Below are 16,306 nucleotides of genomic sequence, written 5' to 3' on the forward strand. Positions count from 1 at the left end.
TCAATCCATGTGGAACAGCAGCGACAGCGGCCATTCCTTGGGCTGGTTGCTCGGCTGCACTTCCATCAGCGGCGCCATATAATCCCACCAGCGCTTCATCACCGGATGGTCGGGCAGGCTGTCTCGGCTATTGTCCTCGCGCAGCTTCAGCACCGCGAACAGGCTCAGCGTCTCTTCGTCCAGGAAGATCGAATAGTCGTAGATGCCCGACTCGGTCAGCAGCGCCGACAGCTCGGGCCAGATCTCGTCATGGCGCTTGCGATATTCCGCGACCACGCCGGGCTTGAGCTGCATCTTGAAGGCGTGGACGGACATCGGCTCTCCCCTGTGAACCATATTATGGAACTCGAAACCGATATTTGGGTAACATCGTCCCACATGTTCGTCAAATGCTAAGAATGGGTGGGACGATGTCCGTTTCAGCGCGCCAGGATCGGGCTGTTGCGGATCGTCAGGCCGGCGACATCATCGAACAGCGCCGCTGGCCGCGCGTCCGGCGTCGCCGTCTCGGCGGAAAAGCGCTCGATCGTCAGCTGCTCGGCATGGCGCGCCCATAAGGCCCAACTGGGCAGCACGCCGAACATGCTCGGTTCGGGATAGGCATCGGCCAGTTCGGCGGGCCTGCGCGCCGCATCCTGCGCGGTGCCGCCGCCCTGATAGACCAGATGCACGTCGCGCAGCGTCACGTCGCGCACCGGATGGCCCGGCAGGCCGGCAATGCTTGCGGCAAATCTGTGATCGATCCCGCGCGCATCCACCTCGCTGATCTCCACGCCGGTGATCGCGCCGATGCCGGTGCCATCCGGCCCGCGCCGCCGGTCGCCGATGCGCAGGAAGATCGGTGCGGTCGTCACCTCGCGCATCGTCAGCCGCCGCGCGACGATATTTTCCATGACCCCGCCATCGACCGTCTCCAGCGCCAGCCCACGGCAACGGGTGAAGCGGCAATCCTCGATCCGGATATTGCGATATCCGCCATTGCTCTCGGTGCCGAGCTTGATGCGGCCGGTGACCCGGTCCTGGTCGGGTGCGATCTGCTGCGTGCTGCGTTTCGTGCCGTCCAGCATCGATCCCATGTCATAACCGGACACGTCGCAGTCGCGGATCAGGATATTCTCCGATGCGATCGCCCGACCCAGCGCATAGCTGCTCTTGACGACGATGCCGTCATCATTGGGCGAATTGACCCGGCAGCGTTCCACCACCACGTCGCGCACGCAGTCCAGGTCGATACCGTCGCGTTCGGTGTCGATCGCCAGATCGTCGATGCGCAATTGCTGCGTGCCGGTCGCGATGATCGCGAAATGCCCGCCCTTCAGGATCGAAAAGCCGCTCAAATGAATGTTGCGGCCGTTCTTCAGCGCAATCGCCTTGTTGCCAAGGCCATTCATCTTCGCAGCATCGGGCTCCAGCTCGGCAATCTGCGCGTCGCTCATGCCGCGCATCGACAGCGGCCGTTCGCCCGCCTGCTTCTTCCAGCGCGCGCCCGGCCCGTCGCGGGTCAGGCCCAGGCCGTGGATCATGCCGGGGCCAAGAATCGCGACCTCGACCAGATCCTCGCCCCAGATCAGGCTATTGTGCCAATGGCTATGGCCGAAATCCTGGTAAAGCTGGTCGATCCCCGTCTCGGGCAAATCATAGCGCCCGGCATGGCGCGCCGGATCGGCCGCCTCGATCACCGCGCCTTCGCCGATGACCAGGGTGACATGGCTTTTCAGCCGGATCGAGAAGCAGAGATAGCGGCCGCGCGGCAGCAGCACCGTGCCGCCACCCGCCTGCGACGCGGCCAGGATCGCCGCATTGATCGCATCGCTGTCGATCGCGATGCCGTCGCCGCGCGCGCCATGATCGCGCACGTCGAACCGCCGCGTCGCATGACCGGCAAAGGGAAAGGCGGTGCCGGGCGCCAGCAGCGCGCCGGCGGCCAGGCCCAGGCTCATCTCGCGCCGGCTCATCTCCAGCATGGCTCAGTTGCCCGCCGGACGCACATCGCTATGCGCGCGGCTCGGCACGATCGCCGCTTGAGCTGCGCTCGGCGGTTGGGCCGGCACAAAGGGTGCGGCCACGACATGGGGCGCCAGTTCGGGGATCTGCGCCCTGATCCGCTCGGCCACCGCGCTCGCCAGCAGCCAGGCGCCATAATTATCATGATGGGTCTTGTCCTTGCCGCCATCATTGAAGGCGGTGGGCGCGACCTGCGGCCCCAGCGCTTCATAAATGGCGCGGCTGTCGGCATTGAGGTCGATCAGCGGCACCCGTTCCTCAGCCGCCAGCTTGCGCACCGCATCGGCATAGCTGCCCAGCGTATCCTTGATGTGGCCATTCTCGTCGAAATTGCGCCGTTCGGGGGACGTCACCAGCGCCGCATGGGCGCCGCGCCGCCGCGCCTCGGCGATATAGGCGCGCAGATAGGCGGGGTAGGTGGTGGCCGCATCGGCATAGGTTTGCGGCCATTCCTGTTTCTGGTCATTATGGCCGAACTGGATGAACAGCCAGTCGCCCGGCTTCACCGCCGACAGCAGCTTGTCGAAGCGCAGGTCGGTGAGGAAGGATTTGAGCGTCGCACCCGACTTGGCATGGTTGGCGACCGCGACATTGCCGTCCAGCATTACGGGGAGCATCTGGCCCCAGCTCGCTGCCGGCTCGGCCGCCTGATCGGTGACGGTCGAATCGCCTGCGAGGAAAATCGTGGGCGCGCTCACCGGTTCGATCGTCACCGAAGCGACCTGCGGCTTGCCCAGAAATTCCAGCGTCAGCCGGTCGTCCCACGTATATTCGCGCGCGTCGCCCGCAGTGATCCGCACGGCCGTTCCGCCCGGTGCATTGGCGGGCGGCGGCGGCAGGGCAGGGCTGCGGACATTGACCAGAAACTGCCGCTCGACGAACTGCCCCTTCTTGGTCGCGACATTGCGCAGCATCAGCCGCCGCGCCTCCGCCTTGACCGTGGTTTCGCCGGCTGTCTTGCGGTTGCCCAGCGTCAGCGTCACCCGATAGGTGCCGTCGGGCACCGCCACCGAAAACAGGAAGTCATCGTCCGTGCTGCCCGGTTCCATGCCATGGCCGCCGGCCTGATAGGGCGTCTGCCGTGTGGCACTGCCCGCCGACAGGTCGAAGGATTGCGGCGCGGCGATGGAGGATCCTGCCATCAGGATCAGGGCAAGGCTGGTGCTGAGCGGCATGACGCAAACATCCTGAGCGAGACAAATAGGGGAGCGCGCCAAGACGCGCTCCCCCAAGAAAACCGCCCGTGCAGAGGCGGAAGCAGGAATCCGGTCGCGATCACGATGGGATCGGTCTCATAAATTGATAGCATGATCCATATATAGGGAAAAAATTCCGGTCAATCCCTCCCTGCAACCAATGCGATCAGCGTCATGGCGGTCCACAGTGTGGAACTTGCGATCATATTATGATTTTTATGGAAATGTCGTGAAATATAATATAGTGTGACACAAAATTTCACATAGTGGGAATGCTGGCGAGGGCCGGCACATTGGGGAGGAAGTCATGATCGAGCATTACAGCCGTATTGCGTCCGCGCGCCGTTCGTCGGTGATCGCGCTGGCCGTTGCCATGATGGCGGGCGCGCCGGCCTTGGCGCAGGACCAGGCGCCGCAGGCACAACCTGACCAGGAAAATGCCGACATCGTCGTCACCGGCTTCCGCGCCTCGCTCAACAGCGCGCTCAGCATGAAGCGGCAGGAAGCCGCCGCGATCGACTCTATCGTCGCCGAAGATATCGGCAAGTTCCCCGACTCCAACCTCGCCGAATCGATGCAGCGCGTGCCGGGCATCGCGCTCCAGCGCGGCGATGGCGGCGAAGGCCGCAACATCTCGGTCCGCGGCCTTGGCCCGGCCTTCACCCGCACCCGCATCAACGGCATGGAAGGCACGTCGCAGACCGGCTCGTCGGACATTTACGGCGCCGGCAATAATGGCCGCAGCTTCGACTTCAACGTCTTCCCGACCGAAATCTTCTCGGCCCTGTCGGTGCGCAAGACCCCCTCGGCCGATGTCGAGGAAGGCTCGCTCGGCGCGACGGTCGATCTGAGCGCGCCCAAGCCGATGGAGCAGAAGGAGGATTTCGTCCTCTCGATGACTGCGCGCGGCGTCTATAACGAGCTGTCGAAGGAGGTCGATCCGCGTGCCTCGCTGCTGGTATCGAAGAAGTTCGGCGACAGCGGCTTCGGCATCCTCGGCTCGGTCGCCTATCAGAAGCGGCATATCCGCGAAGTCGGCTATTCGGCGGTGGACATCCTGTCGGCCAATACCAATGGCGGTTTCTGCTCGCCGGTCGGCTTCGCGCTGCAGAACCCGGCCGACAATGCCGCCAAGGGCGCCGATGCGCTCAATTGCTCGACCGGCAATCCGCGCACCAGCACCAGCGCCGCCTATCAGGCCATCTATGATCTGCGTCGCGACGACCTGCCCAACACGCCGGGCAGCGGCGCCTTCCTGCCGCGCATTCCGCGCTACCTCAATTCGGAACAGAATCAGGAACGGATCGGCGGGTCGCTGACCCTGCAGTTCAACCCCGACGACGATACCGACATCTCGCTCGACATGCTTTATTCGCGGTTCGAGGTGACCCGGCGCGACAATTATATCGCCGCCATCTCCTTCGCCCGCTCGGCCGCCAACAACGGCCAGCCGATGACCTCCGTGCGCGATATCGAGTTCGACGAGAATGGCTCGCTGGTCCAGGGCGTGTTCGACGGCGTCGACGTCCGTTCCGAAGGGCTGGTCGATCATTTCGTTTCGACCTTCAAGCAGGCCAACCTCAACTTCCGCCGTCGCCTCAACGACAGCCTGGAACTGAGCGGCATCGTCGGTTTCAACCGCTCCATCTGGGACGGCAAGAAGCGTCTCCAGACCTTCATGGACGCGATCGACACCGATGGTTTCTCGATCGACTATAGCAAGGGCGGCACCACCCCGACCTTGGGCTTCGGCATCGACGTCAATGACCCCGCCAGCTTCAACTATGCGCCGGGCCGTTCTGACGGCACCGTGCTGGGTGGCTTCAGCTATCAGGGCAAGCCGTCGAAGAACACCACCGACAACATGACCGCCGACATCAACCTCAAATGGACGGTCAGCGACGCCTTCTCGATCAAGGGCGGCGCGCAATATCGGCGCAGCAATTTCCTTTCGACCTTCCTGCGTCCCTATAATGCCGATACCGTGGTGCGGGCGCTGCCGGCCGGCACGACGCTGGCCGATATCACCACCACCATCACCGGCGTCGACAAGCTGTGGGGCCATGGCGCCCCGTCCAGCTGGGCGGCGATCGATCCCGACAAATGGGCCGATACCTTCGGCTTCGACGATGTCCGCTATTGCGGCGTCGAATGTGGCGGCGGCCGCAGCCGCGTGCGCGAAGAGGTCATGAGCAGCTATCTCATGGCCAATTTCGATCTCAGCGATGCGATCGGCTTCGGCATTCGCGGTGACGTCGGCATGCGCTACGTCAAGACCGACATGCTGTCGTCGGGCTATATCGCCGTGGCGCAGGCCAGCTCGCCGACGGGTCTGACCGGCCAGTTCGCCGCCGCCAGCAACAGCTATGACGATTGGCTGCCCTCGGCGAACATCGTCGTCGAACCGGTCGAGAATGTCCTGGTCCGCTTCTCCGGCGCGAAGGTCATGGCCCGTCCGGAACTCGGCCTGTTGACCCCGACCAGCGGCGTCAATCCGGTCACTCGCGTCGGCAATGTCAACAATCCGTTCCTCGACCCGATCCGCGCCAACACCTTCGACGTCGCGGTCGAATGGTATTTCCGCCCCGGTTCGCTGCTCTCGGCCGCCTTCTTCTACAAGGACATCAAGAGCTTCATCCAGAATGTGAACAGCCAGATCCCGTTCAACCAGCTCGGCCTTCCCAATGCCCTGCTGGAAAACAGCAACACCTTGCCGGATGAGCTGTTCACCGTGTCGCAGCCGTTCAACACGCCAGGCGGCAAGCTCAAGGGCATCGAGCTCAATGCCCAGATTCCCTTCACCTTCCTCGACGGCTTCTTCAGCAATTTCGGCGTGCTGGCCAACTACACCCATGTCACGTCGAAGATCGACTATATCCTCGCCAGCGTGAACGGCGTGCCGACCGTGACGACCACGGCGGACCTGGTCGGCCTGTCGCCCAACACCGCGTCGGGCACGCTCTATTATGAGGATGACAAATTCTCGATCCGCACCACCGGCAACTTCCGTGACAAGTTCATCCGCGGCATTCCGGCCTCGCCCGGCAGCGACCTTCAGGGCAATGCCAAGACCTTCTACATGGATGCGTCGGCCAGCTATAATGTCACCGATCGCCTGAAGATCATCGTCGAGGCGCAGAATCTGACCGACGAACAGAACCGCCTCTATATCGACAGCCAGCGTCAGGACACGCTGTTCGAAACCCGCATCGGTCGCACCTTCACCTTCGGCGTGACCTACCGGATGTAATTTCCCAGTCCTCCCCAACCTCAAAGGGCACGGCTACCGTTGGTAACCGTGCCCATTTTCTTATCCGGGACGAAAGGAAATTCAGCGCTGGCCGCTGAAGCCCACCGCGGCGCTGATCTGTTCGGCCGACTTCATCACCTGCTCGGCCAGGGCCGGGCGGACATCGTCGGTCAGATAATGGGCCGCGCTCGCGATCGAGATGGCGACGCAGATCTGCCCCTTGGCATCGCGCACCGGCACCGCGATCGACCGCACGCCATCGCCCAGTTCGCTGTCGTGCAGCACTTCGCCGCGCGCCTTGTGGATGCGCATCTCGGCAATATAGGCGTCGATCTGCGCCCGACTGGCCTCGCCGCCCTTGGCCTCGACATAGAGCCGTTCCCAGGTCGCCTCATCCTCGTCCAGCAGCAGCGCCTTGCCCAGGCCCGTTTCGGCGACCGGACGACGATCGCCCGGCGCGGTCGCGACGCGCAGCCGCTGGTTGCCGGTCACCCGGTCCAGATGGCGCGACCAGTCGCCCTCGCGCTTGCCCACGAACACGCAGAAGCCGGTCTTTTCCGACAGCAATTCCATGAACGGGCGGGCGACACGGACATAGTCGATCTGCTCGGTCGCCAGCACGCCCAACTGCAACAGCTTGGGGCCAAGCGCAAAGCCGTTGCGCGTTACCGCCAGATAGTCGCGCGATTTCAGCGCCTGCACCAGCCGGTGCGCGGTGGTCTTGCTCATGCCCAGCTTGCGGGCGAGATCGGCGGCGCGGATCGGCCCGTCGATCACCTCGTCCATGATATCGAGCGCGCGCATCAGCGTCTGCGTGCCCTTAACGCCCTGTTCCTGCTTCTCTTCGCCATCTTGCATATGTTTTTTCGCTTCCTGTTTTCGTCCCATATATAGGGTCGTCCCACATATCGGAAACGAATTTCGCAATGACGGAGCGAAGATCGCGATCAGCCCAAAAACATAAGGGCCCGCCGATCGAAATCGGCGGGCCCATAGCCGTCAGTCGCGACCCGACGGGGATCAATATTGGACGGTAACGGTCACTGCGCGGCGGTTCTGCGCCCAGCTTGCCTCGTCCGAACCCAGAGCCGCCGGCCGTTCCTTGCCATAGCTCACGGTGTTGATGCGGCTGGGCGAAATGCCCAGCGAAGCGAGATAATTTTTGGCCGCATTGGCGCGACGGTCGCCCAGCGCGATATTGTAATCGCGGGTGCCGCGTTCGTCGGCATGGCCCTCGATGGTGATGCGGACATTGGGGTTCTGCTGCAGCCAGGCGGCCTGGCTCTGCAGCGTCGCCTGATCCTCGGCATCGACATCATATTGGTCGAGGCCAAAGAAGATGCGGTCGGACGACACCGACGCGACGAAATCTTCCTGGCTGCCCTTGACCGGACCGGTCTGGCCGACCGGACCGCCCGTCTGGGTCGTGTCGCTGCCACCCGGCGCCGGCGGCAGTTCGGCCGGCGGCTTCTTCGAGCAGGCGGCGAGGGCCAGGACGGCGGTTGCCATGAGCAGGGGCCGGGTGATCTTCATCGGGGTCTCCTAAGGATATCGCCATTCTGCCACCCGGACGGGCAACAGCATGGTTGGTAAAAATCGTTACGCTGTCAAGACGATAGGGTTCCCTATCGCGTCGAAAAGCTGTGGAAAACTTATGGCAGCAACGGACCCCAGGCCGGGTCGGAGCCGCTGAGCGGCGTCGGGATGCGCCGTTCGTTCACGCCGGTCAGGTCGACCTGCCACACCTGGCTGCTGCCCTGGCGGCCCGGCGTGGTGCGGAAAAATTGCAGCACGCGGCCATTGGGCGACCAGGTCGGCTGCTCGTCCTGCCAGCCATTGGTCAGGATGCGCTCATTGTCGCCGCTCGGCGTCATCACCGCGATCTTGAAATCGCCCGACAGCTTGGTGAAGGCGATCAGGTCGCCGCGCGGGCTCCATTCGGGCGTCGCATAGCGGCCGCCGCCATGGCTGATGCGGCGCTGGTTCGACCCGTCGGCATTCATCACATAGATTTGCTGTCCGCCCGACCGGTCGCTTTCGAACACGATCTGGCGGCCATCGGGCGAATAGGAACCGCCGACATCGATGCCCGGCGAATTGGTCAGCCGCACCGGCGCGCCGCCCTGGGCGGACACGCGATAGATATCGGTATTGCCCGACACCGCCATCGAGAACAGGATGTTGCGGCCATCGGGCGACCAGCGCGGCGCGAAGGTCGTGTTGTTGCTTTCGGTCACCAGCCGCTGCTGCCCGGTGCCGATGTCATAGACATAGATGCGCACCCGGCTGCCCAGATAGCTCACATAGACGATCGACTTGTAATCGGGCGAAAAGCGCGGGGTCAGGGCGATCGACTGGCCATTGGTGATGAAGCGGTGGTTGGCGCCGTCGGAATCCATGATGGCGAGGCGCTTGACGCGGTTATCCTTGGGGCCGCTCTCGGCGATATAGGCGATGCGGCTGTCGAAGAAGGGGCTCTCGCCCGACAGCCGGGCATAGATGGCGTCGGCGCATTTATGCGCGGCGCGGCGCCAGTCGCGCGGCGCGACGACATAGCCCTGGCGCGTCAGTTCCTGCTTCAGCGCGACGTCATAAAGGTAGCAGCCCACGGTGATGTCGGCCTCGCCGCCGGTGGTGCGGACAAAGCCCTGCACCAGCGCCTGATAGGCACCCCATTTGTCATAGACCGGGTTGGTCACTTCCGGGAAAGCGAGCGCGGGCATGCCGGCCGGGCCGGACGGATCGAACAGGCCCGATCCTTTAAGGTCGGTGGCGATCACCTCGGCGATCTTGCGGCCCAGTTCATTGGCGGTGCCGGCCGGGGTCGCCACATCCTGCTGCGCCGGCAGCGCGGGCACCGCGATCTTCAAATTGCTGTCGATATCGCCGGTCACGTCGACCGACAGCTGCGCCAGCGCGGGCATGGTGGTGAAGGCGAGCAGGGCGGCGGTCGCCGCTGCCAGGCGGCGGAGCAGGGTCGTCGTCATCGGGTCAGCCTCGCGTCAAAGCGGAGTGGCCGCAGCCATTTCCATTGTTCATAATATTCGGGCGGCAAATTGCGGAAGGGCGATGCCAGTTTGACCGCCTGGATCGCGCGTTCCGCATGCAGCTTGGCCTGGGGCCGGTTGCTGGCGGTGACGCCCAGCTGGTCGATCACTTCGGGCGTACCGATCACCGCGCCATTCTTGTCCAGCCGCACTTCCAGCAGGGTGACCAGCTGGTCGGCATCCGCGCCTGACGGCGGGCGCCAGTTGGGCTTGAGCTGCCGGCGAATCTCGGCGTCGAGCGCCGCCTTCTGCTGTGGCCCCATCGCGGCAGCCTGCGGTGCGGCGGCCGGTTTGCGCGGCGCGTCGGCACTGGTGTCGATCCCTTTGAGGAAATCATTGCCCAGCAGCGATCCCTTGGGCTTGGCCGCGGCCTTGCCTGATCCCGATGCCGCGGCCGGCTTTGCGGCTTTGGGCGCGGGCTTGGCGCTCGCCTTGGCGGGCGCGGCGGCCGCCGCCTTGGGTTTCTCCGGCGCCGGCTTCGCCCTGGGCTTTTCCGCCGGCTTTTCGGGTGCCGGCTTGGGCTTGGGCGCCGCCTTGGGCGTTTCCTTCTTCGGCGGCGTTGGCTTCGGCTTGGGCGGCGCGGGCTTCGCGACTTCCTTGGGCGGGACCGGCTTTGGTTTGGGCGGCGCCGGGGTCGGCTCGGGCACGGGGGCCGGCTCGGGCTGGGCGGCGGGCGCAGCGTCCTCGGTCGGGCCCTTCTCAGGCGCGACGCTGGGCGGTGGCGGCTCGGTCGAGATGCGCGGTGCGGTCGACTGCAGCGCCACTTCGTCCACCAGGCTGACATCCATTGGCGGGCTGTTCAGCTTCAGCGGATTGGGCGTCGCCAGGAACCCGGCCGACAGCAGGCCGAACAGCAGGACATGTCCTGCCGTCGCAACGCCAAGGCCGATTTTTTCCGCGCGTTCCATCGGTTTGACCTATGGCCCCTATTCTGAACCTGCGCTGACATCGTCGGCGCCGTCCTGCCCGCCGGTGCTGACCAGCGCCACCTTGTTGAGGCCGGCCCGGTTGAGCTCGCCCATCACCCGCATCACCCGGCCATAATCCAGCGCCGTGTCCGCCCGCAGGAAGATTTGCGGCGCGTCGGGCTTGCCGGCATTGGCCGACACGATCTCGGCCAGCCGGTCGGGCAGGTCGGCGTCGCTGACCACATCCTCGTCGACATAGATGGCGCCGTCGCGATCAATCGACACCACCGTCGGCTTGGCATCCTGGTCCAGGCCCTTGGCGCGCGTCTCGGGCAGGTTCACCGGCACGCCGGTCACCAGCAGCGGCGCGGTCACCATGAAGATGATCAGCAGCACCAGCATGACGTCGACCAGCGGCGTCACGTTGATGTCCGCCATCGGCGCGCGATTGCGCCCGCGCCGACCGGACGGAGGACCGGACATCGCCATCAGCGTTGGGCCTCAAGTTCGCGACTCAAGGTCGCATAGAAGCCGTCGGCAAAGCGGTTGAGGCGCGATTCCATCCGGTTGATGCCATGGCTGAACCGGTTGTAGGCGATCACCGCCGGGATGGCGGCGAACAGGCCGATCGCGGTCGCGAACAAGGCCTCGGCAATGCCCGGCGCGACGACGGCGAGCGAGCTGTTCTGCGCCGCGGCGATCGAGGTGAAGGCGCGCATGATGCCCCAGACGGTGCCGAACAGGCCGACGAAGGGGGCAACCGAACCGACCGTCGCCAGGATGTTCAGCCGGTCCGACAGCCGGTCGACCTCGGCCGCGATCGTGCTCGACATGCTGGTCGCCAGCCGGTCGCGCGTGCCGTCGCGGTCGATCACCTTCTGCGCGGTGGAGCGGCGCCATTCGGTGACGCCGGCGGCCATCACCTTGGCGGCCGGGAATTCGGCCTTGCCGCGGGCTTCATAGAAGCGGTCGATATCGTCCGCCTTCCAGAAATCCGCCTCGAACGCGCGGCTCTGCTTGCTCGCCTTGCGCAGGGTGAAGCTGAAGCCGATGATGATCGCCCAGGTCCAGATGCTGGCCAGCAACAGGCCCAGCATCACCCCCTTCACGACGATGTCGGCCTGCAGGAACAGGGCGAGCGGCGAAATGGTGGCGGCGTCGGCAGCGGCGCCAACGGCGGCGCCGACGTCAGGCATGGACAGGTTCATGGGTGGATGTCTTCCCCTCGCATCAAACGGCTGAAAATCTCGATCCAGGGGCGCGGCTGGCGCTGCGGTCGTCCCTGGGGTGTCAGATAGGCGACGGTGATGACGCCGTCGGTCAATATGTCCTCGCCGCGCATGACTCTTTGCTGAATGACGCAGCTGGCGGCCCGCACCTCCATCACCTGGCTGACGACCATCAGGTCATCGTCCAGCCGGGCGGGGCGGCGATAGGCGAGTTTCAGGTCGGTGACGGCATAGACGCCTTCGCCGCCTTCATGATTGGCGCGCTGGTCGATGCCGGCGATCCGCAGCATGTCGGACCGGGCGCGCTCCATATAGCGCAGATAATTGGCGTGATAGACCAGCCCCGACAGGTCCGTATCCTCGAAATAGATGCGCAGCGGGAAATGATGCACGGCGGCGATGAACCGTCCGGATGCGGGCGCTGGCAGGGGATCGGCAAGGGGCATGGGCGGCTATTAAGCATGGCGTGCGGTTCGCGCAAAGGCGGAAAATCGCGCGGGCGAACCATCCATCCGTCGCGATGGCCCGTTCGCCGCCCGCGAAGGGGCTTGGCGCGCGGCCTTACTTGTCGGTAGGGGTGACTGGAACGAACATTTGGTGAGGAGAATGGGACATGACCGACATAAAGACCGTGGGCGTGATCGGCGCCGGCCAGATGGGGGCGGGCATTGCCCAGGTCGCCGCCCAGGCCGGCTATGACGTGATCCTGTCCGACATCGACCTGCCCCGCGCCGAAAAGGGCAAGGCCGGCATCGCCAAGCTGCTGGCCCGCGCGGTCGAAAAGGAAAAGATCGGCCAGGCCGACGCCGATGCCGCGCTCGCCCGCATCACCCCGGTCGGCGAGATCGCGCCGCTCGCCGGCGCCCAGCTGGTGATCGAGGCCGCGACCGAGCGGGAAGAGGTCAAGCGCACCATCTTCACCAATGTCGGCAAGATCCTGGCGCCCGGCGCCATCCTCGCCACCAACACCTCGTCGATCCCGATCACCCGCCTCGCCCAGGCCGCGCCCGATGCCAGCCGCTTCGTTGGCGTCCATTTCTTCAATCCGGTGCCCGTGATGGTGCTGGTCGAGGTCATTCGCGGCCTTGCCACCTCGCCCGAGACGGTCGCCGCGGTCGAGGGTTTCGCCGCGAAGGTCGGCAAGACCACGGTCCATGCCTTCGATGCGCCCGGCTTCGTCGTGAACCGCATCCTGCTGCCGATGCTGAACGAGGCGGTGTTCGTGCTGGGTGAGGGCGTCGGCAGCGTCACCGACATCGATCAGGGTTGCAAGCTGGGTCTCAACCATCCGATGGGGCCGCTGACCCTGCTCGACTTCGTCGGCCTCGACACCGCGCTCGAAATCCTCAACGTCTTCCTCACCACCACCGGCGATCCCAAATATCGTCCGGCGCCGCTGCTGGTCAAATATGTCGAGGCTGGCTGGTATGGCCGCAAGACCGGCAGGGGCTTCTATGATTATTCGGGTCCGGAACCCGTCCCGACCCGCTAAACCTATCAGGTGGGGCGGCGCCGTGCCGCCCTATCCCGCGCTCAGCCCATGTTTCTTCATGCAGTGGCGCAACTGGTCATAGGTCAGGCCCAGCCCCTTGGCGGTCGCGCGCTGATTATAGCGGAACCGTTCCAGCGCCGCCCGCACGATCGCCGCCTCATGCGCGTCGACCGCCGATTTGAGGTCGGTGACATCGCCATGGCCGTTCATCACCGATGCGGTCACCGGTGCCGGTGCCGCATTTTCCGCTGACGGCGCGGCGGCTCCCGGCATCAGCGGGCGCGGTTTCCAGGGCGAGGCGAAGGGGTCGAACACAATGGATGAGATCGGCCGCCCCGGCTCGGGCCAGCGATACACCGCCCGTTCCACCACATTGCGCAGTTCGCGCACATTGCCCGGCCAGCCATGGCCTTCCAGTTCGGCCGCGCAGGCGGCGGAGAAGCCCGGCCATTGCGGCCAGTTGAGTTCCGCTGCCATGCGCCGGCCGAAATGGTCGGCCAATACCGTTATGTCGCCTTCGCGCGCGCGCAGCGGCGGCAGGGTGATGACCTCGAAGCTCAGCCGGTCCAGCAGATCGGGGCGGAAGCGCCCGGCATCGGCGGCGGCGGGCAGATCCTCGTTGGTCGCCGCGACGATGCGGACATCGACCATCACCGGCCGCGACGACCCGATCCGTGTCACTTCGCCATATTCGATCACGCGCAGCAGCCGCTCCTGCGCCGCCATCGACAATGTGCCCAGCTCGTCCAGGAACAGGGTGCCGCCATCGGCCTCCTCGAACCGGCCCGGCCGTGCCTTGGTCGCGCCGGTGAAGGCGCCCTGCTCATGGCCGAACAATTCCGCCTCGATCAGCGTCTCGGGCAGGGCAGCGCAGTTCATCACGATCAGCGGCTCGCCCCAGCGCGGCGACAGATGATGCAGGCGCTCGGCGATCAGCTCCTTGCCGGTGCCGCGTTCGCCGATCACCAGCACCGGGCGATTGAGTTCGGCGGCCCGCCCGGCCAGTTCGACGGCGTCGAGAAAGGCCAGCGACTGGCCGACAAACTGGGTATTTTTCTCCATGCGCCAAAATATGGGGAAATTTCCCAACTATCAGCAAGCGAAATCTTTGCGCAGTCGTGCCAAATCATCAAAAAATGGCTGTTTTCTGCGCTTTTCGAAAATTGGCACGGCCTCTGCAATGTTGGGAACGAAGCCGCTGCACAGACAGGCGGCACCTTTAGAAGGCCAGGTTCAAGGAGTGTTGAAGATGGAAAAGAACAGCAACAGCATTCGCGAAATCGGTCAGCTGATGTCGGTCGCCATTGCCGCCGTCCTGTTCGGATCGACCATGATCCTTTCGGCGGTCGGCCCGGCCCGCGCCAGCGAAGCCCCGGTCCTCGCGACCCAGGATACCCCCGCGACCCTGCGCTATCTGGCGTAAGGCCGCACGACCCAGGCCGGGGCGGAAATGCCCCCTCTCGTCCGCCCCGGCCCCCTTGAAGAGAAGACCAGGAGCACCGTTAAAATGGGTATTTTCTCCCGCACCCGAGACATCATCGCCGCCAATGTCACCGACCTGCTCGACAAGGCCGAAGACCCGGCGAAGATGATCCGCATGATCATCCTCGAAATGGAGGAGACGCTGGTCGAGGTGCGCGCGTCCGCCGCCCGCACGATCGCCGACCAGAAGGAAATGCGTCGCCACATCGGCAAGCTGCAGGCGCTGCAGGATGGCTGGACCGAAAAGGCACAGCTTGCCCTCAGCAAGGACCGCGAGGACCTCGCCAAGGCTGCCCTGGTCGAACGCCAGAAGGCCGCCGACATGGCCGAGCATCTCTCCCACGAGATCGAGGTGCTGGACGAGGCGCTGAAGGCGTCGGAAGAGGATATCGCCAAGCTGCAGGGCAAGCTGCGCGAGGCGCGTGCCCGCCAGAACAGCCTGGTCAGCCGCATGGAAAGCGCGCAGAACCGCCTGCGGGTGCGTGAAGCCTATGCCGGCGAGAAGGTCAACGAAGCCTTTGCCCGCTTCGACATGCTCGAACGCCGCGTCGACATGGCCGAAGGCCGCGCCGATGCCATGGGTCTGGGCGCGCAGCCCAAGACGCTGGAAGAGGAAATCGCGGAACTGAAGTCGGCCGACAAGGTCGATGCCGATCTCGCCGCGCTCAAGGCCAGCATGAACAAGGGAGCCTGATCCCATGGAAGACGTCTTCTTGCCTATCATGGTCTGCGGCATGCTGTTCATCGGCATGCCCTGGCTGATCTTCCACTATGTCACCAAGTGGAAGCAGGCGCCCAAGATCACCGACGAGGATGAGCGGCTGCTGGATGAACTCCACCTGCTCGCCCGCCGTCTCGAAGACAGGCTGCAGACGGTCGAACGGATCGTCGCAGCCGACAATCCCGACTTCCGCCCGCAACGTCCGGCACAGGACGATAATTACGACTTCGACCGGAGGAACTGACATGAGCGCCCGCCGCACCAAATTCTATCTCGACAAGCAGAATGGCAAGTGGATGGGCGTGTGCTCCGGCATCGCCGACTATACTGGGATCGACGTGGTCTGGGTCCGGGTCGGCGCGGTGCTGGTGACCCTCATGGGCGCCTTCCCCTGGACGCTGATCGCCTATTTCGCCGCCGCCTATTTCGCCGATGCCAAGCCCCAGGGCCTTTATTCGGATCGGGACGACGAGAAATTCTGGCAGGGCGTGCGCACCAATCCGGCGCGCTCCACCCGCGACGTCCGCTCCAAGTTCCGCGACATCGACCGCCGCCTCGCCGACATCGAGGTCTATTATACCAGCCGCAACACGCGCCTCGCCGACGAGATCGACAGCCTGCGCTGAAGCATAGCCAGGACCGGGCAGCAATAACGGGGAGTTAAGGCCATGAATTTCGCAGGACCGACCTTCGTTCTGGCCATCATCGCCATGTCGACGCTGGGCTGGATGTTCACCACCTGGGTCCGTGCCCGCCATGGTTATCCGGTTGAAAATGAATGGACGGGCACCGTTCATCGAACAGATCCCGACGCCGGTCGAAAAATCGACCTTCTTTCAAGTGAAAACGAAAAGCTGACTGGCCGCATCAGCCGCCTCGAAGAACGCATCGCAGTCCTCGAACGGATCGCCACCGATCCCGCCGCCCGGACCGCGCGCGATATCGACGCGCTGCGCTGACGCTGACCAGGCAAGGGG

The 16,306-nt window shown here is 64.6% G+C and carries 18 protein-coding genes; 7 read left to right on the plus strand and 11 right to left on the minus strand.

Translation table 11 applies throughout. From position 1 onward, the window contains the following. The 3 genes from U0025_RS20350 to U0025_RS20360 form a co-directional block, all read right to left on the minus strand. Positions 1-315: an L-rhamnose mutarotase gene (locus U0025_RS20350; RefSeq protein ID WP_004209361.1), complete on the minus strand. Its 315-nt coding sequence runs from the start codon at positions 313-315 to the stop codon at positions 1-3. A 104-nt stretch (positions 316-419) separates the two neighbouring features. Then, positions 420-1,955 (minus strand): rhamnogalacturonidase, encoded by a 1,536-nt coding sequence (locus tag U0025_RS20355; protein ID WP_004209362.1) that lies wholly within the window; start codon positions 1,953-1,955, stop codon positions 420-422. Positions 1,956-1,967: 12 nt separating this feature from the next. Then, complete coding sequence (locus U0025_RS20360) at positions 1,968-3,179, minus strand: rhamnogalacturonan acetylesterase (RefSeq protein WP_004209363.1); 1,212 nt, start codon at positions 3,177-3,179, stop codon at positions 1,968-1,970. 328 nt (positions 3,180-3,507) lie between these two features. Between U0025_RS20360 and U0025_RS20365 the strand changes: the two genes are divergently transcribed. Then, entirely contained in the window at positions 3,508-6,450 is a 2,943-nt protein-coding gene (locus U0025_RS20365) for a TonB-dependent receptor (protein WP_004209364.1), read from the plus strand. Between the two features lie 81 nt (positions 6,451-6,531). Here the strand turns inward: U0025_RS20365 and U0025_RS20370 are convergent, their stop codons facing one another. The 7 genes from U0025_RS20370 to U0025_RS20400 form a co-directional block, all read right to left on the minus strand. Next, positions 6,532-7,308, minus strand: coding sequence for an IclR family transcriptional regulator (locus U0025_RS20370; RefSeq protein ID WP_004209365.1), 777 nt, complete (start codon positions 7,306-7,308; stop codon positions 6,532-6,534). Positions 7,309-7,470: 162 nt separating this feature from the next. Continuing rightward, complete coding sequence (gene pal / locus U0025_RS20375) at positions 7,471-7,983, minus strand: peptidoglycan-associated lipoprotein Pal (RefSeq protein ID WP_004209366.1); 513 nt, start codon at positions 7,981-7,983, stop codon at positions 7,471-7,473. Between the two features lie 119 nt (positions 7,984-8,102). Then, on the minus strand, positions 8,103-9,437 hold the full coding sequence (tolB, locus tag U0025_RS20380; RefSeq protein WP_004209367.1) for a Tol-Pal system beta propeller repeat protein TolB: 1,335 nt from the start codon (positions 9,435-9,437) through the stop codon (positions 8,103-8,105). Then, a complete protein-coding gene (locus tag U0025_RS20385) occupies positions 9,434-10,405 on the minus strand; it encodes an energy transducer TonB (protein ID WP_004209368.1) in 972 nt (323 codons plus the stop codon). The genes tolB and U0025_RS20385 overlap by 4 nt, the downstream gene beginning before the upstream one ends. Positions 10,406-10,423: 18 nt before the next feature. Next, complete coding sequence (tolR, locus tag U0025_RS20390) at positions 10,424-10,894, minus strand: protein TolR (RefSeq protein ID WP_004209369.1); 471 nt, start codon at positions 10,892-10,894, stop codon at positions 10,424-10,426. Next, the gene (gene tolQ, locus U0025_RS20395) at positions 10,894-11,613 is read right to left on the minus strand and encodes a protein TolQ (RefSeq protein ID WP_004209370.1); all 720 of its coding nucleotides are present in this window, start codon (positions 11,611-11,613) and stop codon (positions 10,894-10,896) included. The genes tolR and tolQ overlap by 1 nt, the downstream gene beginning before the upstream one ends. Next, complete coding sequence (locus U0025_RS20400; RefSeq protein WP_004209371.1) at positions 11,610-12,080, minus strand: YbgC/FadM family acyl-CoA thioesterase; 471 nt, start codon at positions 12,078-12,080, stop codon at positions 11,610-11,612. Before U0025_RS20400 ends, tolQ begins: the two co-directional genes overlap by 4 nt. Before the next feature lie 167 nt (positions 12,081-12,247). Here U0025_RS20400 and U0025_RS20405 point away from each other — a divergent pair, with 167 nt between their 5' ends. Continuing rightward, the gene (locus U0025_RS20405; RefSeq protein ID WP_004209372.1) at positions 12,248-13,126 is read left to right on the plus strand and encodes a 3-hydroxyacyl-CoA dehydrogenase NAD-binding domain-containing protein; all 879 of its coding nucleotides are present in this window, start codon (positions 12,248-12,250) and stop codon (positions 13,124-13,126) included. Between the two features lie 30 nt (positions 13,127-13,156). Here U0025_RS20405 and pspF read toward each other — a convergent pair whose 3' ends face one another. Continuing rightward, positions 13,157-14,188, minus strand: coding sequence for a phage shock protein operon transcriptional activator (gene pspF, locus U0025_RS20410; RefSeq protein WP_004209373.1), 1,032 nt, complete (start codon positions 14,186-14,188; stop codon positions 13,157-13,159). Positions 14,189-14,375: 187 nt separating this feature from the next. On the opposite strand from pspF, the gene U0025_RS20415 reads away from it, so the two are divergent. The 5 genes from U0025_RS20415 to U0025_RS20435 all read left to right on the plus strand — a co-directional run bounded on the left by U0025_RS20415 (position 14,376) and on the right by U0025_RS20435 (position 16,288). After that, positions 14,376-14,549, plus strand: coding sequence for a hypothetical protein (locus U0025_RS20415; protein ID WP_004209374.1), 174 nt, complete (start codon positions 14,376-14,378; stop codon positions 14,547-14,549). Positions 14,550-14,633: 84 nt separating this feature from the next. Continuing rightward, positions 14,634-15,302, plus strand: a complete 669-nt coding sequence (gene pspA / locus U0025_RS20420; protein WP_004209375.1) for a phage shock protein PspA — start codon at positions 14,634-14,636, stop codon at positions 15,300-15,302. Positions 15,303-15,306: 4 nt separating this feature from the next. Beyond that, positions 15,307-15,573, plus strand: coding sequence for an envelope stress response membrane protein PspB (pspB, locus tag U0025_RS20425; RefSeq protein WP_004209376.1), 267 nt, complete (start codon positions 15,307-15,309; stop codon positions 15,571-15,573). A gap of 1 nt (position 15,574) precedes the next feature. After that, positions 15,575-15,955, plus strand: coding sequence for an envelope stress response membrane protein PspC (pspC, locus tag U0025_RS20430; RefSeq protein ID WP_004209378.1), 381 nt, complete (start codon positions 15,575-15,577; stop codon positions 15,953-15,955). 42 nt (positions 15,956-15,997) lie between these two features. Beyond that, a complete protein-coding gene (locus U0025_RS20435) occupies positions 15,998-16,288 on the plus strand; it encodes a hypothetical protein (RefSeq protein WP_004209379.1) in 291 nt (96 codons plus the stop codon). Positions 16,289-16,306: the final 18 nt, after the last annotated feature.

Origin of the sequence: Sphingobium yanoikuyae, from assembly GCF_034424525.1 — a bacterium.
In the GTDB taxonomy this organism is placed as follows: domain Bacteria; phylum Pseudomonadota; class Alphaproteobacteria; order Sphingomonadales; family Sphingomonadaceae; genus Sphingobium; species Sphingobium yanoikuyae.